Raw genomic sequence first — 21,024 nt, 5'->3', positions numbered from 1 at the left:
CGTGACCTCGCACGCTCGGTCACGTGGGTGCTCCTGTCCGGGAGGGGTGCCGGTCGAGGGCGGCGAGGATCTCGTCGGTCGAGCGGACCCGGGCGATGCGGGGGAAGACGTCGTCGGCGAAGAAGGTGCGCTGCGGGTCGCGCCCGGTCAGCCCCTCGGGGACGACGAAGACCTGCAGGTCGAGGTCGCGCGCCGCGTAGGCGGTCGACGCGACGCCGACGTGCGTCGACCCGCCCACGAGGACGAGCGTGTCGGCGCCGCGGGAGCGCATCGCCGGGAGCAGGCAGGTGCCGTGCAGGGCGGACCAGCGGTGCTTCGGGACGTCGAGGTCCCCGGGCTGCTGGCCGAGCTCGGCGATCGTGCGGTACCCGGGGTCGCCCTGCCCGTGCGGCGGGCGGACCGGGCGCGGGTGGTCGGGGCCGAACGCCCGGTGACTCCCGTCCAGGTCGGAGAGCGACCGGGCGAAGTCGAGGCCGTCCGCACGGTGGTCGGCCCGCGCCCAGGCGACGACGACGCCGCGGCGGCGGACCTCGTCGGCCAGCCGCCGCACGTGCGGGATCGCCCCGGCCGCCTCCGCACCGGCGCGGTAGTGCTCGAGCAGGTCGAACGCGCAGAGGAACGTGCGCGCGGGATCGAGCACCTCCTCGCCGCGGAACAGGGTGGGGTCGGCGGCCGTCACCGGGGGGCCGTGCGCACGTGGACGACGGCGACCGCGCCGGCCTGCGCCCGGGCGAGCGCCTCCTCGAGCGCCGGGCCGAGCCGCGCGGGGTCGGTCACCGTGTCCGAGGCCCAGCATCCGTAGGAGCGGGCCAGCCCCGCGAAGTCGATGAGGGGGTCGTCCATGCGCATCCCGATCCAGCTGTTCTCGGGCGGCCGGCCGCGGTGGCGGGCGACCTCGGCCTGGTGCGGCTCGTCGTTGTAGAAGCTGCTGTTGTCGTTGACGACCACGAGCATCGGGATCCGGTAGTGGACGGCGGTCCACAGCGCGCCGGCGGCCATGAGCAGGTCGCCGTCGCCGATGATCCCGACGCCGAGCCGGCCCTGGTCGCGCGCGGCCAGGGCGCCGCCGACGAAGGCGCCGGGCCCGTAGCCGACCCCGCCGCCGCCGGAATGGCCCAGGTAGCTGCCCGCCCCGGGGAACTTCCAGACGCCCTCGGGCCAGGTGCGGGTGTTGCGCACGCAGAGCAGGTGGTCGACCTCGCGCACGGCCTGCCAGGTCTCGGCGACCAGGCGGGACGGCGCGATGGGGGAGTCGTCCCAGCGCTCCTCGACGGCGGCCCACTGGCGGGCCTTGAGGGCGGCCACGCGCCGGCACATCGCCTCGCGGCGGGCCGTGGCGGCGCGGGCGTCGACGCAGGACCTCAGCGCCTCGGTGAGCTGGGCGAGTCCCAGCAGCGGATCGGCGAGGAGCTGCACCGACCGCTCGATCGGGGCGGCGAGGGCGTTGCTCCACGAGCGCAGCCCGAGGTCGCCGTGGGACAGGTCGATGACCAGGGGCCGGGTCCGCGGCTGCTCGCTCTGCGCGTCCCGGGCACCGCGGCTCTGGGCGGCCAGGAGGGCGGGCAGGTCGACCACGTCGACGGCGAGCACCACGTCGGCCTCGCGGAGGAGGTCCTTGTCCCCCGTGGCGTTCTGGGGATGCGCGGTGGGGAAGGCGACCACGTTGCGGTCGTCGCGGTAGCCCGCACCGAGCAGTTCCACCAGGGCGACCAGGGGCGCGGTGACCCGTGGATCGAGCCCGACCCGCCCGGCCACGACGACCGGGCGTTCGGCGGCGGCCAGCAGCTCGGCCGCCCGGAGGACGGCCGTGGGATCCGGGCCGATCGGGGGCGCCGGTGCGTGCAGCGAGATGTCGGGCAGCTCGAGCGGGGCGGGCAGCTCCGCCTCCTGCACGCCGGCGTCCAGCGAGACGTAGGCCGGGCCCTGCGGGGCGGACAGCGCGCGCTGGCGGGCGCGCACCACGTCGGCGACCGAGGCGGCCGGGGTGGCGGGCTCCGCGTCCCAGACGACGTAGTCGCGGACCAGCTGCGCCTGGGTGGTGGCGGAGTGCGTCCAGTCGACGGGGCGGCGCTGCGCGGGGTCCATCGGGCCGCTGCCGCCGAGGACGAGCACCGGCGTGCGGTCGCAGAACGCGTCGTAGACGGCCATCGAGGCGTGCATCAGGCCGACCAGGTCGTGCACGGCCGCCACCGCCAGGTCGTTGGTGGCCTTCCCGTAGCCGTGGGCGAGGGAGACCGCGATCTCCTCGTGCAGGCAGAGCAGCAGCTGCGGATCCCGGTTGCCGCCATGGTTGACCAGGGAGTCGTGCAGACCACGGAAGCTCGACCCGGGGTTGAGCGGGACGTACCGCACGTCCATCTCCCGGAGCAGGTCGACGATCGCGTCGCTGCCGTACGACCCGGCCGGCCCGTCCTCGGGCAGCCCGGCGGGCCGCTCGACGCCGGAGGTCCCGTTCCCGGCCTCCGGGCTCACGGGCGGGCCGCCGCGGTCAGCATCGCCCGCTCGGCGTCGACCGCGGCGCGCAGGTGGGCCGCGGTCACGGCGCCGGGCTCCAGTCCCAGCTCCGGCGTGGAGCCCATGGCCGAGAGCAGCAGCTTGCGGACCCGCCGCCCGTCGAGGCCGAGGCAGTGCGCGGCCAGGTGCGCGATCAGCGCCTCGTCCCCGACCAGCCCGTTCAGGCCGGGGAAGACCGTGGCCGCCTCGGCGATCGTCTGGCGCAGGATCGTGGCGATGGTGTCCTCGTCCGGCAGGCCGAGTCGCAGCACCAGGTCGGCGCGGTCGAGGAAGGCCTCGTCCACGGCGGCCGCGAAGTTCGTCGTCCCGAGGACCAGCACCTGCGGGCAGGTCTTCCGCAGCAGGTCCAGGCCGGACAGCAGCGCGTCGGTGGCCCGATGGACGTCGACCGGGTTGGTCTCGAAGCTCGCCGTGCTGCGGCGGACGGCCAGTGCCTCGATCTCGTCGACCAGCACGACGGTGTGCGGCCGGCGGGCGGCGATCTCCGGCAGCGTGTCGCTGAACAGCCGGAGCACCGCCCGCGGCCCCTCGCCGAGCATGTCGCTCGGGAAGGCGTGCGGATCCACCTCGACGAACGTCGTCGCGCCGCGCTGGGACAGGCCCAGCGCCACCTTCTGCGCCAGGCCCTGGCACAGGGTCGTCTTACCGGTGCCGGGCGGCCCGGACAGCAGGATCAACCCGTGCGGGGCGCCGTTCAGCTGACCCAGCGCCCGGCCGTGCCGCAGGATCAGCAGGGCGGTGCCGAGCAGCCGGTCCTTGAGGCCGGGCGGCGTGATGATGCTGTCCCACGGGCCGTCGTGATGGTCGGCCGGCAGCGCGTGGACCCCCACGATCCCCGGGGGATACGTCGCTGCCGGCCCAGCCGAGCTCAGCGCCATCCTCAGGGCCAGCTGGGGCGCTCGAGCGCCGGCCACTCGATGGTCGAGACGTCGCCGGCCTGCTCGTCGCGGATGTGGTCCGGCGGCTCCTCGAAGAGCACCAGCGGATCGCAGAGCACCCGCATCGTCTCCAGCAGGCTGTCGAACATGTGGATCCGGACGACCTTGGCGGTGTTGTCCGGGTCGTCGTTGAAGTGCTGGTGCCAGAGGAAGTGGTCGACCACGATCAGGTCGCCCTTCTTCCACGGGTAGTCCGTCCCGCCCTCGGGCTCGGTGCCCTCGTAGGAGTGGCCGGTGCCCTCCAGGACGTACAGCCACGCCTCCCCGGGGTGCCGGTGCATCGACTGGCGGCGGCCGGGGCCGATCTCGAACATCGCCATGGTGATGCCGGAGGCCTGGTAGCCGATCGCCTTGTCCAGCAGGAACGTGGTGCGGGTGCCGCGCGGGGTGTTGAGCAGCTCCAGGTCGTCCCAGGACGTGTGCAGCCGGCCGGAGCGGCGCTCCCCCTGCTGGCGGGCGATGCGGCGCTGCCGGCGGGCGTAGGGGTCGTCGCCCTCGACGGGCTCGCTGACCGGGGGACGGGGGGGCAGGGTGGAGAACTCGGCGTGGCCGGCGTCCTCGAGGACCGACATGCCCATCGTCTCGAGCATCGGCTCGCTGGAGAAGGTCATGTAGCGGAGAGGGGCGGTGCCTTCGGCGGCGACGCCGGTGCGGTGCCAGGCCCAGCAGGGCAGGTGCACCGAGTCGCCCGGCCCGACGTCGATGTGCTCGCCGTCGATCTCGAACCACCCCTGGCCGCCGACGACGAGGACCATCGCGTCCCACGAGTGCCGGTGCACCGTCGTGGTGACGCCGGGGTCGATCTCGTGGACGAGGGCATCCATCGTCCGCGTCTGGCGGTCGCCGTCGGCACCGACGTAGACGCCGACGCGGGAACCGCGCTCCGTCTCGACGAGCGGTGCGTCCTCGACGGTGACGATGGTGCGCCAGTTGGCCCGCCAGTCCTCGACGAACTTCTTCCGACGGCTCTTCTGGACGTGGTAGTGCGTGACGGAGGTCGTCGTCTTCGTGGCCATGGGCATCCCATCCGCTGGCTAATGGTCCTACCAAACAACCATAGTGCCGCCGGTGTGGCAAGCGTCATACGAGGGTGCCCTGGGGCCGCCGGCCCGATCGCCGGCCCGATTGCAGAACGGCCGCCGCGCAGGCGCCGGAGTGGCGCAGGTCACGGCCAGGTCGCAAATGGGCTCGTGGTCTTACCAACAGACCATTGGTGAACTATGGTCCCCGTCACGTCCAGGCGCAGCAGTCGGCCTGGAGAACGTCAGCAGTCCCCGCACCGTCCCACGACGCACACGACCTCTCCGGGAGAACACGCATGACTCGACGCACCGTACGACGACGCAGCACGCGGGCAGCGGTGCTGCTGCCGGTCATCGGCCTGCTCGCCACAGCCTGCGGTGGAGGCTCGGAGGAGGGCGGCGAGGCCGCCGGGGGTGGCGGAGAAGCGGCCGCCGAATCCTGCTACGAGGGCGAGACGGCGACGTTCGTCGTGCCCTTCTCCCCGGGTGGCGGTTACGACGTCATCGCCCGTGGCCTCGCACCGTTCCTCGAGGAGGAGCTCGGCGCGTCCGCCGTCGTGGTCGAGAACCAGCCGGGTGCCGGCGGGCTCACCGCGGCGAACACCCTCTATGCCGCGGAGCCGGACGGCCTGACCTTCGGTCTGTTCGCCGCGCAGGGCATCGTCGGCGCCTCGATCGCCGGTGCGGCCGGCGCGAGCTACGACCCGGAGAAGTTCACCTACGTGGCGCGCCTCGCCGAGGACGCGCGAGTGCTCCTGGCCAGCCCGCAGAGCACCCTCACCTCGGTCGAGGACCTGGCCGACGCCGGCCCGTTGCAGTACGCCACATCCGGCACGGGTGCCGCGGACCACGTCGACGCCAACGTCCTGCCGACCATCCTCGGCCTGGACAACGTCGAGATCGTCACCGGCTTCGAGGGCTCCTCGGAGACCGAGCTCGCGGTGACCGCCGGCACGGTCCAGATCGGCAGCGGCACGCTCGGCACCCGGCTCAACGGGATCGAGAACGGTGACCAGATCCCGCTCCTGCTGATGGGTCGCGAGCGGGCCGACGAGCTGCCCGACGTCCCGGCCCTGCTCGAGCTCGACCTCGAGAACCCCGAGCTCGCCGAGGCCTACATCGGCCTGCAGGAGGTGGGCCGTTCGGTCTTCGCCCCGCCGGCGATGGAGGAGAACTGCCTGACGCAGCTCCAGGACGCCCTCGAGAGCACCCTCTCGAACCCGGAGTTCGAGGAGCAGATCGCCGGCAGCGTGGACGTGCCGTTCGAGTACGCGGACGGCGAGGAGCTGCGGAGCGCCGTGGAGAACGTGCTCGGCGCTCCCGAGGAGCTCGTGGCGCTGCTGGAGAAGGCATACGCCGGCCAGTGACGCACGACCCGCGGTGAGCCTGTGCTCGCGGCGGTCGGAACGGGGCAGGGTCGAGGACGACCCTGCCCCGTTCGCACGTCCGGGCCGGGCACCGTCCGGCCGGAACCGGGAGCCCGGGGAAGGATTGCGCCCGGATCGAGGATTGACGCGTTCTGCCCCACCCACCTATGGTCTGAATAACAGACCATTTGCGAGCCGAACTGCTGGTATGCCTCCCAGCGGGAAGGGGACGGCCCGCTGTGAGCTCGCTCCCGGAGGAATCCGGACCCCGCACCGCGCCCGCCCAGGTGGAGCTGCTGGACCGCGCGCGCTACCCCGACGGTCTGGTCGCCACCCTGGACCCTGAGGTCGGCGAGCGGATCGGCGCCGCTCCCGGGGACGCGGTGCTGGTCCGGACCGGCGCCGGCCACGAAGCCGTCGTGCGGCTGGCCGGATCCCCCCTCGAGGACTCCTGCGCCGGGATCCTGCGGCTGGACGCCCTGACCCGGCGGTTCCTCGTCGCGCGGCTCGGTACGGACGTCGAGGTGGCGGCGTGCCAGCCGCGCGAGTCCGCCGAGGTCGGGCTCGAGGTGGACACCGCCGTCGAGCGGCACGGCGCCGAGGGGCTGCGCGAGCGGCTGCACACCCACCTCCGGGAGGCCCGGACGCCGCTGGTGCGCGGCGCGGCACTCGCCCTCCCCGTCGGGCCGCTCGGCAGTCAGGTCGTCGTCCGCGTGGCCTCGGTCGACGGGGTCGGGATGGTCGCCGCGCACACGGACCTGCGGCTCGCGGGCGCCGACCTCAAGGAGCTGACCCACCCGGTCAACGCCGGGCTGGCGGACGTCGGCGGGCTCGGGACGGCGGTCGAGGAGCTCCGCGAGGTCATCCAGCTGGCCATCACGCGGCCCGAGGTGCTGACCCGGCTGGGCATCACCCCCGCCCGCGGCGTGGTCCTGCACGGGCCGCCCGGCAGTGGCAAGACGCTGCTGTGCCGCAGCCTGGCGGGCGAGCTGGACGCGGCCTTCTACTACATCTCCGGCCCGGAGGTCGTCGGCAGCCTGCACGGGCAGACCGAGGAGAGCCTGCGGGCGGTCTTCTCCGACGCGGCCGACCATGCGCCCGCGATCATCTGCATCGACGAGATCGAGGCCCTCACCCGCAACCGCAGGGCGCTGTCGAGCCACGCCGACCTGCGGGCGGTCGCCCAGCTCCTGTCGCTGATGGACGGGCTGCGGCGGGCCCGCGGGGTCTTCGTCGTCGGTACGACCAACCAGGTGGAGCTGATCGACCCCGCGTTCCGCCGTCCCGGCCGGTTCGACCGCGAGATCGAGATCGCCGAGCCCGACGAGCGCGCCCGCCTGGAGATCCTCACGGTGCAGTCGCGGTCGATGCCCCTGTCCGCCGAGGCGCGGGCGGCGCTGCCCCGGCTGGCGGAAGGGACCGTCGGCTTCAACGGGGCCGACCTGGCGGCGGTGTGCCAGCGCGCGGGGCTGGCCGCGCTGCGGCGGATCACCGCGCGCGGGGGGCTGCGCGGGGCCGAGGGCCTGCTCGCGACGAGCGAGGCGGTGGGCGTCGACGACCTCGTCGCCGCCAAGGCCGCCGTCCAGCCGGCCGGCGTCCGCGACGCGCACTTCGTCACCGTGCCGCCGCGGAAGCTCGCCGGCCGCACCCCGGCCCTCGACCGGCTGCGCCAGGTCAGCGCCGTCGCGCTCGGCGGAGTGGGAAACGAGGGGAGCGCCGCGGGGTCGGGTGTGCTGCTGACCGGGCGCAGCGGTGCCGGCAAGACCGCCACCGTCGCCACGCTGGCCCGCGAACTCGGTCTGCGGCTGGTCGTCGTGACGGGCCCCGAGCTGGCCAGCCGCTGGCTCGGGGACACCGAGGAGTCGGTGCGCGGGCTGGCCAAGGTGACCAAGCGGATGCGCCCGAGCCTGCTGCTGCTGGACCACCTCGAGGCCATGGCGCCCCGGCGGACCGAGGGGCGCGACCCGGGCGACATCCGCATCGCCGGTCAGCTGGCGGCGATCCTCACGGAACTGACCAGCACCGCGGGGGTGATGGTGGTGGGCGCGACCTCGCAGCCGGAACTCGTCGACGAGCTCGTCCTCGGGGCGACCGGCCTGCGCCTGCGCGTCGACGTCCCCCTGCCCGACGACGAGGACCGGGCCGCCATCCTCGCCGCCCACCTCGAGGCGATCGGTGCCGAGCTCCCGGAGAACGACCAGCGGGCACTGGCCGAGCTGGCCGACGGGCTGACGCCCGGGGATCTCGTGCTCGCCGTCGACCTGGCCGCCGCCCTCGCCCGCGGGACGGGCCGGTCCCTCGCTGATTCCCTCGCCCACGAGCTCTCCGACCTGGCCGTCCGGCCGGCCGGCCGGCAACGCCAGGAGGCGCACCGATGAGTGACGAACGGATGCGGCGGGCCGCTGAGCCCGAGCCGAGCGAGGGGGACACCCGGCTCTACGAGCCGAGGATCTACGAGCACTCGTTCAAGGTGCACGACCGGATGCGCAACGGCCGGGTCGTGGTCCGGGACTCCGAGCGGCAGTGGGACATGCACCGGCAGGCCAACTCGAAGCGGTACCTGTCGCCGCTCGAGCCCGACCTGCAGGACACCTGCCTGCAGAGCTGGGAGGTCTTCCGGCAGGTCTTCCCGGAGCGCTCCGGGCGGCACCGCCACCAGGGCGGGCTGGTCATCTTCATCCTCGCCGGCAAGGGCTACTCGGTCTACGACGGCGAGCGGCACGACTGGGAGGCCGGCGACCTCCTACTGCTGCCCATGACGCCCGGCGGCATCGAGCACCAGCACTTCAACACCGATCCCGAGCAGCCCGCGGAGTGGATCGCCTTCATCTACTGGCCGTTCTTCGACCACGGAGGGTGCGAGATCATCCAGATCGAGTCGTCACCGCTGTACGAGGCCTACATCGCGCGCAAGGCGAGCCAGGGCCAGTCCTTCCGGGCGGGTGAGTGACGTGGGCGAGCAGCAGCGGCCGAACCGGCTGGGCCGGCTCATCGACCTGCGCGACAAGCAGCGCGCGACCTGGTCGGCCGGGCAGTCCGTGGTGGCCGGCCGCGACCTCCCCTGGGAGGACAACGAGCTCGGCCGGCAGAAGTGGTACATGCACCCGGACATGACCGAGAACAGCCTGTCCTCGCTGCTGTTCTGGGTGCAGGAGATCCCGCCCGGCGGCAGGAGCGGCCGGCTGCACTACCAGGGCGGCACCGTGGGCTACGTCTGGGTGGGCCGCGGCTACACGCTGATCGACGACGAGCGCCACGACTGGAGCGCCGGCGACGTCCTGAACCTGCCGGTGCGCACCGACGGCATCACCGTGCAGCACGTCAACCTCGACGAGGACGAGCCGGCCCGCCTGGTGCTGACCGAGCCCAACCTCCTCGACGCCCTGGGCGTGGACCGCGGCTGCGGCTTCCACCCGCTCGCCGAGGGCGAGGAGCCCCCCAAGCCGGACGTCGACACGACGCTCCGCCGCGACTGATCCCCAGAGGAGTCCCCATGGCCGCCGGACAAGGCAGTTCAGGAGAGGGCAGGGTCTTCGTCCGCGAGATGATCTCGCAGACCTACGGCCTCGACGAGTTCCGTCGCAGGCAGCTGGCCGCTCCCCGCGTACGCAGCCCCGAGGACGACGTGTCGATCCTCGGCAAGCAGGGCTACACCGAGGGCCAGGACGCCTGGTGGCGGGTCGGTCCCGGCGACGACCCGTTCTGGACCCAGACCCTGCAGGTCCACCTGGTCGAGCTGCCCGCCCGGGGCGCGGCCAAGGGCCACGGCCACCAGAACGAGGCGCCGTTCTACATCCTCGAGGGCGCCGGCTACGAGATCCACGACGACCAGCGCTACGACTGGATCAAGGGCGACCTGGTGCTCGTGCACACCGACTCGGTGCACCAGCACTTCAACCCCTACGACGAGCCCGCGCTCACCCTCGTGATCAAGGCGAAGGCGACCTGGCTGTTCGCCGGGCTGATGCAGCAGGGCAGCCGCAAGGCCTTCGACCGCGAGGACGAGTTCGGCCCCCGCGAGGACTGGTCCCGCATCTGGACGCCGGGCGTCACCGGCCTGAAGAAGATCGTCGGCAAGGACGACGCCTCCTGGGAGACGACGCAGCTGGGGCGGGTCCGCGTGCTCTGCGGCCCGGAGCGGCCCGACGTCCGCCAGTTCAGCGCCGACGTCTTCGAGCTCGAGATCCCCGCCGGCAGCCGGTCGGGCAAGCACTGGAAGATGGCCGACGAGATCCTCTACGTGGTCGAGGGCGAGGGGTACTCGCTGCACTGGGAGGTGCAGGCCGAGATCGCCGAGAAGTACTACGCCCGCATCGCCACCGAGCCGACCCGCCACGAGATCGGCAAGGGCGACACCCTCTACGTCCCCCAGAACACGGTGGTGCAGCACTTCGCCGCCGACGGGTCGCCGCTGCTCCTGCTCTCGGCGCAGAACCGGCTGTTCAAGAAGCTCGGCTACGACCGGGTGCACTACCTCGAGGACGCCCCCGAGTTCGGCGGCGCCGACGTGCTGGGCGCTCCCGAACCCGCCGGGATCCTGGACTGAGGGTCCGGCGGCCGATCCTAAAGGTCTGTTGGTAGGACCAAACCCTGTGTAGCGTGGCTCACGATCCGCCGCGCGCGCAGCGCGCCGCTGCGAGGCCCCTATGCGATCCGAGGAGACGTCGATGACCGAAGGTGCACGCCCCAGCGTCGGAGTGGTGGGGCTGGGGGCGATGGGCCGCCCGGCGGCCGAGTTCCTCGCGGCCTCGGAGTTCGACACCTTCGCCTTCGACCTCGACGCGGCGGCCCTCGACGCCATCGGGCAGAAGGGCGCGACGCCGGTGCCGTCCCTGAAGGACCTGGCGGGGAAGTCGACCGTCATCTTCGTGTTCGTCCCCTCCGACGACGACGTCCGCACCGTGTGCCTGGGGGACGACGGGCTGCTCGCCGGCGCGCAGCCCGGCTCCGTCCTGGCCATCTGCAGCTCCGCCCTGCCCGAGACGTGCGCGGCCATCGCCGCGGCGGGGGCGGAGCGCGGCGTCGACGTGCTGGACGCGGCACTGACCGGCGGCGTCCGCGGTGCGGAGGCGGGTGAGATCAACCTGCTCGTCGGCGGCGAGGAGCAGGTGCTCGACCGCATCCGCCCGGTGCTGGAGCCCTGGTGCGGCTCGGTCCACCACATGGGCGCCCTGGGCACCGGCCAGGTCGGCAAGACGGTCAACAACCTCGTGCACTGGGCGCAGATCTCGGCGATCAACGAGGCGCTGCGCTTCGGCCAGCGGCTCGGCGTCGCCCCGGCCAAGCTGCGGGAAGCGCTCAAGGACGGCCCGACCGACAGCCGCACGCTGCGTGAGATCGAGCAGATGCGCTTCACCTGGCACAAGAAGGACCTCGCCAACGCGTTCGCCATGGCGCAGACCGTGGAGCCCCCCATCGAGCTGCCGGTCGCCGCGACCGCCCGCGAGGCGATGCTCTCGATCACCGTCGACAGCGTGGCCGCGCTGCTCGCCGACAAGCAGCCCGACACCGACCCCGCGCAGGCCTGAGCGCCCGCAGGAGGAGCAGATCCATGCCGCAGTACCGGGTAGCCGTCGACACGGGCGGAACGTTCACCGACTTCGTCTTCCTTCGGGAGGACACCGGCGAGCTCTCGATCGCCAAGCGGCTGTCCACGCCGCACGACCCCTCCGTCGCGATCATGGAGGGCGTCGACTCCCTGCTGGCCACCCCCGAGGCCGAGGGGGTGACCTACTTCTGCCACGGCACCACCGTCGGCACGAACGCCCTGCTCGAGGAGAAGGGTGTGCGCACGGGCCTGCTGGTCAGCGAGGGCTTCCGCGGCATCTACGAGGTGATGGAGCAGTCGCGGCCGCACGGGCCGGCGCTGTTCGACCTCAACTACAGGAAGCCCGCCCTGCTGGCGCCGCAGAGCCGGACCGGGGAGGTGCGCGAGCGGGTCGACTACCGCGGTTCGGTGCTCGTCCCCCTCGACGAGGAGGCCCTGCGGACGACGCTGCGCGGGCTCGAGGGCGAGGACATCGAGTCCATCGCCGTCTGCCTGCTCTTCAGCTACCTGCACCCCGCCCATGAGCAGCGGGTCCGCGAGATCATCGCCGAGGAGCTGCCCGGCTGCGTCGTCTCGCTGTCCTCCGACGTGCTGCCCCAGATCCGCGAGTACGCCCGCCTGTCGACGACGGTCATCAACGCCTACCTGCAGCCGATCCTCGAGCGCTACCTCGGCAACCTGCGCACCCGGCTGATCGACGTCGGCGTCACGACGGCGCAGGCCTACGTCATGCAGTCCAACGGCGGGACGGCGACCTTCGACAAGGCCGCTCAGAAGGCGGCGGCGACGCTGCTGTCCGGCCCGGCGGGAGGCGTGACCGCCGGCGCCCGGCTGTCCCGCATGTGCGGCGTCAACAACATCATCACCTTCGACATGGGCGGCACGTCGTGCGACGTGGCCCTGATCGAGGGCGGCGCGCCCCGGCTGACCAACGGCGGACTCATCGCCGGCCGCCAGGTCGCGCTGCCCGGTCTCGACATCGACACCGTCAGCGCCGGGGGAGGCACCCTGGCCGGCGTCGACGCGCAGGGCGTGCTCAAGGTCGGCCCCGACAGTGCCGGCTCGGTGCCCGGACCGGCCTGCTACGGCCGCGGCGGCACCCGTCCGACGGTCACGGACGCCAACCTCGTGCTCGGCTACCTCTCGGCCCGCTCGCGGCTGGGCGGCTCGCTGGCCCTGGACACCGACGCCGCGGCGCGGGCCGTGCGCGAGCACGTCGCCGACCCGCTGGGCATGGACGTCCTGGACGCGGCCAAGGGCGTCGTCGACATCGTCAACATCCAGATGGAGGAGGCCATCAAGGGCATCTCCACCATGCGCGGCTACGACCTGCGCGACTTCGTCCTCGTCGGGTTCGGGGGTGCCGGCCCCGTGCACACCGCCGCGATGATGGAGGACCTGCACATGGCCGGGGCGCTGATCCCGGCCCACCCGGGCGTGCTCTCGGCGCTCGGCCTGATGATGGCCGACGTGCAGCACGACTACGTGCGCTCGCGGCTGGACGCGCTCGACGAGCTCTCCGGCCCGGACATGCTGTCGATCGTCGACGGCCTCGTCGCCGCGGCCCGGGCCGACCTGTCCGAGGAGGGCTTCGCCGACGACGCCGTCGAGATCGACTACACCCTCGACATGCGCTACCGCGGCCAGGGCTACGAGGTGCCGGTCAAGGTGTCCCGGGGGGCGCTGGAGCAGGGCGACACCGCCACGATGCGCAAGGCCTTCGACGCCGAGCACCTCGACCGCTTCGGCCACGCCGCCCCCGAGGAGTCGGTGGAGGTCGTCTCCTACCGGGTGACCGGGCGCGGTCTCGTCCCCGAGGTGAAGCTGCTCGAGCACGAGCCGGTCGGCCGCCCGCTGGCCGAGGCCCAGGTCGACACCCGGCCGGTGCGCTTCGGCGACTCGGTCGTCGACACCCCGATCTACGCCCGCGAGCTGCTCGACGTCGGGGTCACCTTCACCGGGCCGGCGATCGTCGACCAGGAGGACACCACCGTGGTCGTGCTCCCCGGCCAGCCGGTCGAGGTCGACCGCTGGCGCAACCTGCGCATCTCGCCGGCTCCGACGTCGTCGGAGTCCAGGTCTCAGGAGGCCACCCGATGAACCGCCCGATGAAGGTCGCCCCCGTCACCTTCCAGGTGCTGCGCGCCCGGCTGTCCGGGGTGGTGCAGGAGATGCAGTTCTCGCTCTTCCGCACCGGGTTCTCGACGATCATCCGCGAGTCCCAGGACGCCTCGTGCGCGTTCCTGGACCCGACGGGCCGGGTGGTCGCGCAGCACGTCGTCCTCCCGCTGCACATCGGTGCCTTCCCCGCCTGCACCGCCGCGGTGCTGCGCGACTTCGGGGACGACCTGTGCGAGGGTGACGCCTACCTGATCAACCACACCTACGAGGGCGGCAGCCCGCACGCCCCGGACTTCTTCGTCATCTGCCCGGTGTTCATCGACGGCGAGCTGCTCGGGTTCGCCGCGTCGATGGCGCACAAGGGCGACATCGGCGGGCCGGTGCCGGGCAGCTGCTCGGCCTCGGCCACCGAGATCTACAACGAGGGCCTGCACATGCCCGCCGTCCGCTACCAGCGCGACGGCGAGACGAACCGCGACATCGAGCGGATCATCGCCGCCAACAGCCGCACCCCCGAGGTCGTGCTGGGCGACACCCGTGGCCAGCTGGGCTCGGTGCGGGTGGGTGAGCGCCGGCTGCAGGAGATCGCCGAGAAGCACGGTCTCGACGAGCTGCGGAACTACTTCGAGGACGTGCTGGCCGTCTCGGAGCAGCGGGTCCGCGCCGCGCTGGCGGAGTGGCCGGACATGGAGGTCGAGGCCGAGCGGTTCGTCGACGACGACGGCATCGATCTCGAGCACTCGTTCCGGCTGCACGTGACCGTGCGCAAGGCCGGCGACCGGATCGAGTTCGACTTCACCCAGTCCGACGACCAGACCCGCGGCCCGGCGAACATCCGCCCACCGCTGCTGCGCGCGGCCTGCGCCTACGTGGTCATCTCGCTGCTGGGCCCCGACACCTACGTCAACTCGGGCCTGCTCGACGCCATGGACATCACGACCCGTCCGGGCAGCGTCGTCGACCCGCACTTCCCGGCGGCGGTCAACACCTACAACCCGACCGTCCACGCGGTCGTCGACGCGGTGTTCGACGCGATGAGCGCCATCGTGCCCGGGCGGGGCCGCGCCGACGGCTGCGCCAGCCGGTCGTTCGTGATGAGCGGCGGCCGCGAGCCCGGCACGAAGAAGTACGTGCAGTACGAGATCTTCGGCGGCGGCACCGGCGCGCTCAAGGACCGGGACGGCGTCTCGGGCTCCTCGGTCAACCACACCAACGGCAAGATCGCACCGGTCGAGATCGTGGAGAGCGAGTACACCGCCCGCGTCAAGCGGCTGGAGCTCATCCCCGACTCCGGCGGCGCCGGCCGGTTCCGCGGCGGGCTGGGCATCCTGCGCGAGTACGAGGTCGTCGAGCCGGCCCGCTTCTCGCTGCGCTCGACCCGGCACAAGGTCGCCCCGCTCGGCGTGGACGGCGGGCACCGGGGCCGGATCGGCCGGCTGACGGTCAACCCGGGGACGCCGCAGGAGCGGGTGCTGCCCTCGCGCTACTCCGACCTGCCGCTGAAGCCCGGCGACACCTTCCGCCTGGAGACCCCGGGCGGCGGGGGCTACGGCAACCCGCTGGAGCGGGACGCGGACGCGGTCGTCGCCGACGTCGCCTCGGGCTACGTGTCCGAGGCCGCGGCCCGGGAGGACTACGGCGTCGTCGTCACGCGCGACGCGAAGGGCACGGTCGTGCTGGACCGCCAGGCGACCGGGAAACTGCGCCACGAGCGCGCGCTCGACGCACCGGCCTCCGACGTCGGGGTGCCGGCCCTCGCACAGGAAGTGATCGCCGAATGAGCAGGCTGGCAGGAAAGGTCGCCGTCGTCACCGGGGGCGGGCGCAATGTGGGCGAGGCGATCGCCCTGCGCTTCGCCCGCGAGGGCGCGAAGGTCGCGGTCGTCGACCTCGACAAGGACCGCGCCCAGCGCACGGTCGACCTGGTCGAGCAGGAGCACCCGGGCGCGGCCGCGGTCTTCGTCTGCGACGTGTCCGAGTCCGCGTCCGTGCAGGAGATGGCCACCGCGGTCGCCGGCACCTTCGGCGGGGTGGACATCCTGGTCAACAACGTGGCCATCACCGACCGCGGCGCCACCGTGCTCGACCTGGACGAGGACGAGTGGGACCGGGTGCTGAAGGTGACGCTGACCAGCGTCTTCCTGTGCACCAAGTACGTCGGGAAGCAGATCGTCGAGACCGGCCGCGGCGGCGCGATCGTCAACATCGGGTCGACGTCGGGCTACCGGGCCCGGCCCAACGCCACCGCTTACCCGGCCGCGAAGGCCGCCGTCATCAACCTGACCCGGTCCTTCGCCGCGCAGCTGGCGCCCTACGGCATCCGGGCCAACTCGGTGACGCCGAACAAGGTCGGCTCGCCCGTGGGGCAGGACGTGGAGCCCACCGACCGGAAGCGCTCGAACCTGGTCGGCCGGGGCGGGCGTCCCGAGGACATCGCCGACGCCGTGCTGTTCATGGCGTCGGAGGAGTCGAGCTTCATCACCGCCACCGACCTGCTGGTCGACGGTGGCGTCCTGCACGGGCCGATGGACTGATCGGCCGTGCCCCGCTTCTCCAACGTCGGCGGCGTCGAGGGCTTCGGCCCGATCGACACGTCGGACGACCAGCAGCCCTTCGACTGGGTCTGGCAGGCCCGGGTGTGGGCGCTGAACAACGTGGTGCCCCCGCGGTTCGGGCACAGCACCGACGAGAAACGCGACCTGAGCGAGCAGCTGCCCGCGCGGGTGCACATGGAGCAGGGCTACTACGAGCGCTGGCTGACCCGGCTGGAGATCCTGCTGGTCGACGACGGCGTGCTGGCGCCGGGCGAGCTGGACGCGGCCGTGGCCTCCGTGGAGCAGCAGCTGGCCGAGTCGGGCGGGAACGGGGGACACCGGGAATGGAACGAGGAGAGCGGCGGCGCCCAGCCATGGGCGACGAGGTACGAGTGAGCTCGGTCGATCCTGACGAGTTCCGCAGGGTGCCGGGCTATCTGCGGGGGCAGGTCGGCGTCGTCGTGGGGGAGTGCGGGAACAAGCCGCTGCCCGTCGGCCACGGGGCGGGCGAGGTCTTCCGCGAGCCCGAGCCGGTGCTGACCGTGCGCTTCGACGCGGAGCGGGTCTTCGGCGCCACAGGGGCGGGCTCGTACCTGCACGCGGACCTGTGGCTCAGCAACCTGGAGGAGGTCTCGTGAGTGCCGATGCGACGAACGAGCGGATCAACCGGCGGGTGGCGGTGCTGGAACGGCTGCTCGAGGAGAAGGGCGTGCTGCAGCCCGGCGAGCTCGACCCGGTCATCGAGAACTTCATCGCCCGCGCGATGCCGTTGAACGGCGCACGGCTGGTGGCCCGCGCGTGGGTCGACGACGACGTCCGCCGGGCGCTGCTGGCGGACGCCGGCGCCGTGGCCGCATCGATGGGGATGCCCGTCGGGCCGGCCGGTCACGGCGAGGTGGACCTGCGGGTCGTCGAGAACACCGACGAGGTGCACAACGTCATCGTCTGCACGCTCTGCTCCTGCTATCCGCTGCGGCTGCTCGGCACCCCGCCGTCCTGGTACAAGACGGCGGCCTACCGCTCACGGGTGGTCCGCGACCCGCGCGGCGTGCTGGCCGAGTTCGGCCTGCACCTGCCCGACGACCGCCGGATCACCGTCTGGGACAGCACCTCCCACGTGCGGTACATGGTGCTGCCCCGGCGTCCGGAGGGCACCGACGGCATGAGCGAGGACCAACTGGCCGCCCTGGTGCGGCGCGACGCCCTCATCGGGGTCGCCGAGGTGCCGTCGCCGGCCGATCGTCCGGTGCCGAGCGGAGCCGGCTGATGCCGGGCGCGCGCACGGTCTACGACGAGCTCCTGGTCGGTGCGGTCGACCTGCACTGCCACGTGGACCTCGAGTTCTCGACGACCCAGTTCCGCAAGGCGCTTCCCGAGTGGGAGTGGCTGCCCCGCGCGGAGGCCGCCGGCGTCCGCGCCGTCGTCCTGAAGTCGCACCTGTGGCCCTCGGTGTCGCTCTCCCCGTTCATAGCCCAGCTGTACTCGGGCAGCGTCGAGGTCGAGACGAGCATCACCCTGAACCCCGCCGTGGGCGGCGTCGATCCCTGGGCGGTGGAGGCGGCCGCGGCGATGGGGGCCAAGGCGGTGTTCCTGCCCACCTGGGGATCGCGCAACGACCGGGAGCGCGGCGGGTTCCACCGGCGGCTCGCCGCCGCGTTCGAGCACTTCGACCCCGAGCGGTTGTGCACGCTCTCGATCACCGACGAGTCCGGCGCACTCACCGACGGCGCCCAGGAGGTCCTGCGGCTCGCCGTCGAGCACGACCTCCTGCTCAGCACAGGGCACGTGTCCTGGGCGGAGTCCCTGGTGCTCGCCCGGGAGGCGCACCGCATCGGCTTCGAGCGGCTCCTCTTCGGGCATCCCATGTCCGGATCCGTCGGGGCTCCGGTCGAGGCGATCACGGAGGCCGCCGGGCTCGGCGCCTACATCGAGGTCTGCTGGCCGACGATCGCTCCGGGCCGGTACGACCCCGCCGAGGTCGTGCGGCTCGTCCAGGACCTCGGCGCCTCGCGGTTCGTCTTCACGAGCGACTTCTTCAGCGGCAGCAATCCGTCGCCGTCGGACCTCCTGCGGATGCTCCTCGGGGTGCTCTACGACGCCGGGCTGTCGGTGGAGCAGATCCGGTCGGCCGCCGCCACCAACCCTGCGGCCCTCCTCGGCAAGTCCCCGCTCCCGGCCTGACGGCATCGGTCCGCGGGACCCCGCCGCGGTGGCGGGTCGACGCCTTGTGCGCCCAGTCACAAAGGGCTTATGGTCTTACCAATGGTTCTCGACGGCCTGCCAGGTGCTTTTTCCCCGCACCGGGAACCGGACAGCGCGAGGCCGGACGACACGATTCCGAACAGGACGGTGGATGCTTTGCCACAGCAGTCGGAGGTTCCTTTCCGCGGGATGCTGATCGACGGGCAGCTCGTCGAGGCGACCGGTGGGGGCACGCTCGAGTCGGTCAACCCGGCCACCGAGGAGGTCGTCGGCGCCGTTCCCGAGGCCACGGCCGACGACGTCGACCGCGCCGTCCGCGCTGCGGAGAAGGCCGGTCCCGCCTGGCGCGACCGCACCTGGACCCAGCGCGCGGCGGTCCTCCGCCAGTACGCCCAGGTCCTCGAGGACAACCTCGAGGAGCTCGCCCACCTCGACGCCATCGACTCGGGCAACCCGATCACCAGCATGCGCGCCGACGTCCAGAGCGCCGTCGGCGAGATCCGCTACTTCGCCGGGATCGCCGGCGAGACGAAGGGCCGCACCATCCCCAGCGGCCCGGACGCGCTGACCTTCACCGAGTTCGTGCCCTATCCCGTGGTCGCGCGGATCGTGCCGTTCAACCACCCGGTCAAGTTCGCCTCCGCCAAGTCCGCGGCCCCGCTGGCCGCCGGCTGCCCCGTCATCGTCAAGCCCGGTGAGCAGACCTCGCTCTCGGCGCTCCGCCTCGGCGAGCTGGTCAAGGACCTCTTCCCGGCCGGTGTCTTCAACGTCATCACCGGCAACGGCGCGACCGCTGGTGCGGCCCTCGCCGGACACCCGCGGGTGCCCCGTGTCGCCTTCACCGGCAGCGTCGCGACCGGCCAGCGGGTCGCCGCCCTCGGCGCCGAGCAGGTCAAGCACCTGAGCCTGGAGCTCGGCGGCAAGAACCCGCTGATCGTGTTCCCCGACGCCGACGTCGCCACCACCGCCAAGGCCGCCGTGGCCGCGATGAACCTGGCCCGCTGCATGGGCCAGTCCTGCGGCTCCGCCTCGCGCATCTTCGTGCACGAGGACGTCAGCGAGGAGTTCCTCGGCGCGCTCGTCGAGGCGGTCCGGAAGCTCAAGGTCGGCGATCCCATGGACGACGACACGGACATGGGCCCGCTGGCCTTCCGGGCGCACTACGACAAGGTGATGGGCCTGATCGCCAGTGGCGTCGAGGAGGGGGCCAAGCTGCTGCACGGCGGCGTCCGCCCCGAGGGCCTGGACAAGGGCTTCTACGTCGAGCCGACCGTGTTCGCGCAGGTGGACATGAGCATGCGGATCGCCCGCGAGGAGATCTTCGGGCCGGTGATGTCGGTGCTCACCTGGCGCGACTACGAGGACATGCTCGAGCAGGTCAACAGCCTCGACGTCGGCCTGACCGGGAACATCTGGACCAACGACATCTCGCTCGCGCTGCGCACCGCGCGGCGGATCCACTCCGGCTACATCTCGGTCAACGGCACGGGCAAGCGCCCGATCGGTTCGCCGTTCGGCGGCTTCAAGCAGAGCGGCATCGGCAAGGAGAGCGCGCTGGACGAGCTGCTGAGCTACGGCCGGGAGCAGTCCGTCACGGTGACCCTCCGATGACGGAACCGGCCCGCACGATCGCCGACGCCGTCGTCGTCATCACCGGCGCCGCGCACGGGATCGGGGCGGCCTACGCCCGCGCGCTCGTCGCCGAGGGCGCCGCCGTCGTGGTCGTGGACCTGGACGGGGACGGAGCCGAGAAGCTGGCCGGCGAGCTCCGGGAGTCCGGCGGACGGGCGCTGGCCTTCCGGGCCGACATCTCCGACGAGGCGGACCTGAAGGCGATGGTCGACGGCACGGTCGCGGAGTTCGGCACGATCACCGGCCTGGTCAACAACGCCGCGGTCTTCTCCGTCGTCCCCATGTCCCGGTCACCGTTCGACGAGATCACGCTGGACGAGTGGGACCTGATGATGCGGGTCAACGTCCGCGGCACCTGGCAGGCCTGCAAGGCGGTGATCCCGGCGATGCGAGCGGCGGGCTACGGCAAGATCGTGAACATCAGCTCGGGCACGGCGCTCAAGGGGTCGGCCAGCCGGATCCACTACGTGACGTCGAAGGCGGCGATCCTCGGCTTCACCAAGGTCCTCGCCCGCGAGGTGGGCGGCGACGGCATCCGGGTCAACTGCGTGGCACCGGGCAGCACGCTGTCCGAGGAGGCCCCGGACGAGGGCACGATGGCCTACCGGCAGACCCAGGTCGGCGGGCGCGCGATCCAGCGGGTGATGCTGCCCCCGGACGTGGTGGGGGCCGTGCGGTTCATGCTCGGCCCGGAGAGCGACTTCGTCACCGGGCAGACCCTCGTGGTCGATGGCGGCAGCCACATGCACTGACGCCGGGAGGGGCCGGGCCCGCTGGGCCCGGTCCCGGCCGTCAGTGGTCGATGCGGGCGGCGAAGCGCTCCATCACGCGGAGCTGCGCGCCGGGGGACACGACGGCGTCGAGCTCCCGGGCGGCCCGGATGGACTGCCCGATCATGGTGGTGCCGGCGGTGAGAACGGTGCGGATCCGCGGGGTGGCCGAGCGGCGCGGGTGGACGATGCGCTCGAGGCTGAGAGCGGTCATGGAGAACTCCTAGGGCGGGACGCCCCGGCCTGCGCGACAACTGAAATCGCGCCCGAACGATCGCGTGGCGTCCTCGTTACATGTAAGTCCTCGGCACGGGGGAATGCTCCCTTGACCTGCGGTGACGCTCCTCACCGCCCGTTCGGGTGAGAGCAGGGACACG

20 protein-coding genes are annotated in these 21,024 nt (G+C 72.6%); 15 read left to right on the top strand and 5 right to left on the bottom strand.

What is annotated here, in order from left to right; genetic code table 11:
* Positions 1-19: 19 nt before the first annotated feature.
* From E4P39_RS11625 to E4P39_RS11610, 4 genes are read right to left on the bottom strand one after another with little or no spacing between them, the layout of a single operon-like run.
* Complete coding sequence (locus E4P39_RS11625) at positions 20-679, bottom strand: isochorismatase family cysteine hydrolase (protein WP_167761805.1); 660 nt, start codon at positions 677-679, stop codon at positions 20-22.
* A complete protein-coding gene (locus tag E4P39_RS11620) occupies positions 676-2,472 on the bottom strand; it encodes a thiamine pyrophosphate-binding protein (RefSeq protein ID WP_135136735.1) in 1,797 nt (598 codons plus the stop codon). The genes E4P39_RS11625 and E4P39_RS11620 overlap by 4 nt, the downstream gene beginning before the upstream one ends.
* Complete coding sequence (locus tag E4P39_RS11615) at positions 2,469-3,344, bottom strand: AAA family ATPase (RefSeq protein WP_209306490.1); 876 nt, start codon at positions 3,342-3,344, stop codon at positions 2,469-2,471. Before E4P39_RS11615 ends, E4P39_RS11620 begins: the two co-directional genes overlap by 4 nt.
* A gap of 50 nt (positions 3,345-3,394) precedes the next feature.
* Positions 3,395-4,468, bottom strand: a complete 1,074-nt coding sequence (locus tag E4P39_RS11610) for a cupin domain-containing protein (protein WP_135136731.1) — start codon at positions 4,466-4,468, stop codon at positions 3,395-3,397.
* 302 nt (positions 4,469-4,770) lie between these two features.
* On the opposite strand from E4P39_RS11610, the gene E4P39_RS11605 reads away from it, so the two are divergent.
* From E4P39_RS11605 to E4P39_RS11535, 15 genes are all read left to right on the top strand, one after another.
* Positions 4,771-5,841, top strand: a complete 1,071-nt coding sequence (locus E4P39_RS11605; protein ID WP_135136729.1) for a tripartite tricarboxylate transporter substrate binding protein — start codon at positions 4,771-4,773, stop codon at positions 5,839-5,841.
* Between the two features lie 239 nt (positions 5,842-6,080).
* Positions 6,081-8,219 carry an AAA family ATPase gene (locus E4P39_RS11600; protein ID WP_135136728.1) on the top strand — a complete coding sequence of 713 codons (2,139 nt, stop codon included), beginning with the start codon at positions 6,081-6,083 and terminating at the stop codon, positions 8,217-8,219.
* On the top strand, positions 8,216-8,791 hold the full coding sequence (locus E4P39_RS11595; protein WP_135136726.1) for a cupin domain-containing protein: 576 nt from the start codon (positions 8,216-8,218) through the stop codon (positions 8,789-8,791). The genes E4P39_RS11600 and E4P39_RS11595 overlap by 4 nt, the downstream gene beginning before the upstream one ends.
* A 1-nt stretch (position 8,792) precedes the next feature.
* Entirely contained in the window at positions 8,793-9,317 is a 525-nt protein-coding gene (locus E4P39_RS11590; RefSeq protein WP_135136725.1) for a hypothetical protein, read from the top strand.
* A 17-nt stretch (positions 9,318-9,334) separates the two neighbouring features.
* Positions 9,335-10,387, top strand: a complete 1,053-nt coding sequence (locus E4P39_RS11585; RefSeq protein WP_135136723.1) for a cupin domain-containing protein — start codon at positions 9,335-9,337, stop codon at positions 10,385-10,387.
* A gap of 100 nt (positions 10,388-10,487) precedes the next feature.
* Positions 10,488-11,369: an NAD(P)-dependent oxidoreductase gene (locus E4P39_RS11580; RefSeq protein WP_135136722.1), complete on the top strand. Its 882-nt coding sequence runs from the start codon at positions 10,488-10,490 to the stop codon at positions 11,367-11,369.
* A gap of 23 nt (positions 11,370-11,392) precedes the next feature.
* Positions 11,393-13,489, top strand: a complete 2,097-nt coding sequence (locus E4P39_RS11575; RefSeq protein WP_135136720.1) for a hydantoinase/oxoprolinase family protein — start codon at positions 11,393-11,395, stop codon at positions 13,487-13,489.
* Positions 13,486-15,291, top strand: coding sequence for a hydantoinase B/oxoprolinase family protein (locus E4P39_RS11570; RefSeq protein WP_135136718.1), 1,806 nt, complete (start codon positions 13,486-13,488; stop codon positions 15,289-15,291). The genes E4P39_RS11575 and E4P39_RS11570 overlap by 4 nt, the downstream gene beginning before the upstream one ends.
* Positions 15,288-16,043 (top strand): glucose 1-dehydrogenase, encoded by a 756-nt coding sequence (locus E4P39_RS11565; RefSeq protein ID WP_135136716.1) that lies wholly within the window; start codon positions 15,288-15,290, stop codon positions 16,041-16,043. The genes E4P39_RS11570 and E4P39_RS11565 overlap by 4 nt, the downstream gene beginning before the upstream one ends.
* Positions 16,044-16,049: 6 nt before the next feature.
* A complete protein-coding gene (locus E4P39_RS23210) occupies positions 16,050-16,439 on the top strand; it encodes an SH3-like domain-containing protein (RefSeq protein WP_135136715.1) in 390 nt (129 codons plus the stop codon).
* Entirely contained in the window at positions 16,436-16,681 is a 246-nt protein-coding gene (locus E4P39_RS23205; protein WP_167761802.1) for an SH3-like domain-containing protein, read from the top strand. The genes E4P39_RS23210 and E4P39_RS23205 overlap by 4 nt, the downstream gene beginning before the upstream one ends.
* Positions 16,678-17,310: a nitrile hydratase subunit alpha gene (gene nthA, locus E4P39_RS11550; RefSeq protein WP_135136711.1), complete on the top strand. Its 633-nt coding sequence runs from the start codon at positions 16,678-16,680 to the stop codon at positions 17,308-17,310. Before E4P39_RS23205 ends, nthA begins: the two co-directional genes overlap by 4 nt.
* A complete protein-coding gene (locus E4P39_RS11545; RefSeq protein WP_135136709.1) occupies positions 17,310-18,224 on the top strand; it encodes a DUF6282 family protein in 915 nt (304 codons plus the stop codon). The genes nthA and E4P39_RS11545 overlap by 1 nt, the downstream gene beginning before the upstream one ends.
* A gap of 210 nt (positions 18,225-18,434) precedes the next feature.
* Positions 18,435-19,856: an aldehyde dehydrogenase family protein gene (locus E4P39_RS11540; protein ID WP_167761800.1), complete on the top strand. Its 1,422-nt coding sequence runs from the start codon at positions 18,435-18,437 to the stop codon at positions 19,854-19,856.
* A complete protein-coding gene (locus E4P39_RS11535; RefSeq protein WP_135136706.1) occupies positions 19,853-20,629 on the top strand; it encodes an SDR family oxidoreductase in 777 nt (258 codons plus the stop codon). Before E4P39_RS11540 ends, E4P39_RS11535 begins: the two co-directional genes overlap by 4 nt.
* A gap of 40 nt (positions 20,630-20,669) precedes the next feature.
* Here the strand turns inward: E4P39_RS11535 and E4P39_RS11530 are convergent, their stop codons facing one another.
* Positions 20,670-20,861 (bottom strand): hypothetical protein, encoded by a 192-nt coding sequence (locus E4P39_RS11530; RefSeq protein WP_135136705.1) that lies wholly within the window; start codon positions 20,859-20,861, stop codon positions 20,670-20,672.
* Positions 20,862-21,024: the final 163 nt, after the last annotated feature.

The sequence above is a fragment of the Blastococcus sp. CT_GayMR19 genome, assembly GCF_004570385.1.
Classification (GTDB): domain Bacteria; phylum Actinomycetota; class Actinomycetes; order Mycobacteriales; family Geodermatophilaceae; genus Blastococcus_B.
Note: the sequence above shows the minus strand (reverse complement) of the source record. Positions and strands in the feature narration are given on the sequence as shown.

Excerpts from the sequence above, each read along its gene's own strand:
- E4P39_RS11610 (WP_135136731.1), bottom strand. The coding sequence starts at position 4,468 with ATGGCCACGAAGACGACGACCTCCGTCACGCACTACCACGTCCAGAAG.
- E4P39_RS11605 (WP_135136729.1), top strand. The coding sequence starts at position 4,771 with ATGACTCGACGCACCGTACGACGACGCAGCACGCGGGCAGCGGTGCTG.
- E4P39_RS11595 (WP_135136726.1), top strand. The coding sequence starts at position 8,216 with ATGAGTGACGAACGGATGCGGCGGGCCGCTGAGCCCGAGCCGAGCGAG.
- E4P39_RS11585 (WP_135136723.1), top strand. The coding sequence starts at position 9,335 with ATGGCCGCCGGACAAGGCAGTTCAGGAGAGGGCAGGGTCTTCGTCCGC.
- E4P39_RS11580 (WP_135136722.1), top strand. The coding sequence starts at position 10,488 with ATGCGATCCGAGGAGACGTCGATGACCGAAGGTGCACGCCCCAGCGTC.
- E4P39_RS11575 (WP_135136720.1), top strand. The coding sequence starts at position 11,393 with ATGCCGCAGTACCGGGTAGCCGTCGACACGGGCGGAACGTTCACCGAC.
- E4P39_RS11570 (WP_135136718.1), top strand. The coding sequence starts at position 13,486 with ATGAACCGCCCGATGAAGGTCGCCCCCGTCACCTTCCAGGTGCTGCGC.
- E4P39_RS11565 (WP_135136716.1), top strand. The coding sequence starts at position 15,288 with ATGAGCAGGCTGGCAGGAAAGGTCGCCGTCGTCACCGGGGGCGGGCGC.
- E4P39_RS11545 (WP_135136709.1), top strand. The coding sequence starts at position 17,310 with ATGCCGGGCGCGCGCACGGTCTACGACGAGCTCCTGGTCGGTGCGGTC.
- E4P39_RS11540 (WP_167761800.1), top strand. The coding sequence starts at position 18,435 with ATGCTGATCGACGGGCAGCTCGTCGAGGCGACCGGTGGGGGCACGCTC.
- E4P39_RS11535 (WP_135136706.1), top strand. The coding sequence starts at position 19,853 with ATGACGGAACCGGCCCGCACGATCGCCGACGCCGTCGTCGTCATCACC.
- E4P39_RS11530 (WP_135136705.1), bottom strand. The coding sequence starts at position 20,861 with ATGACCGCTCTCAGCCTCGAGCGCATCGTCCACCCGCGCCGCTCGGCC.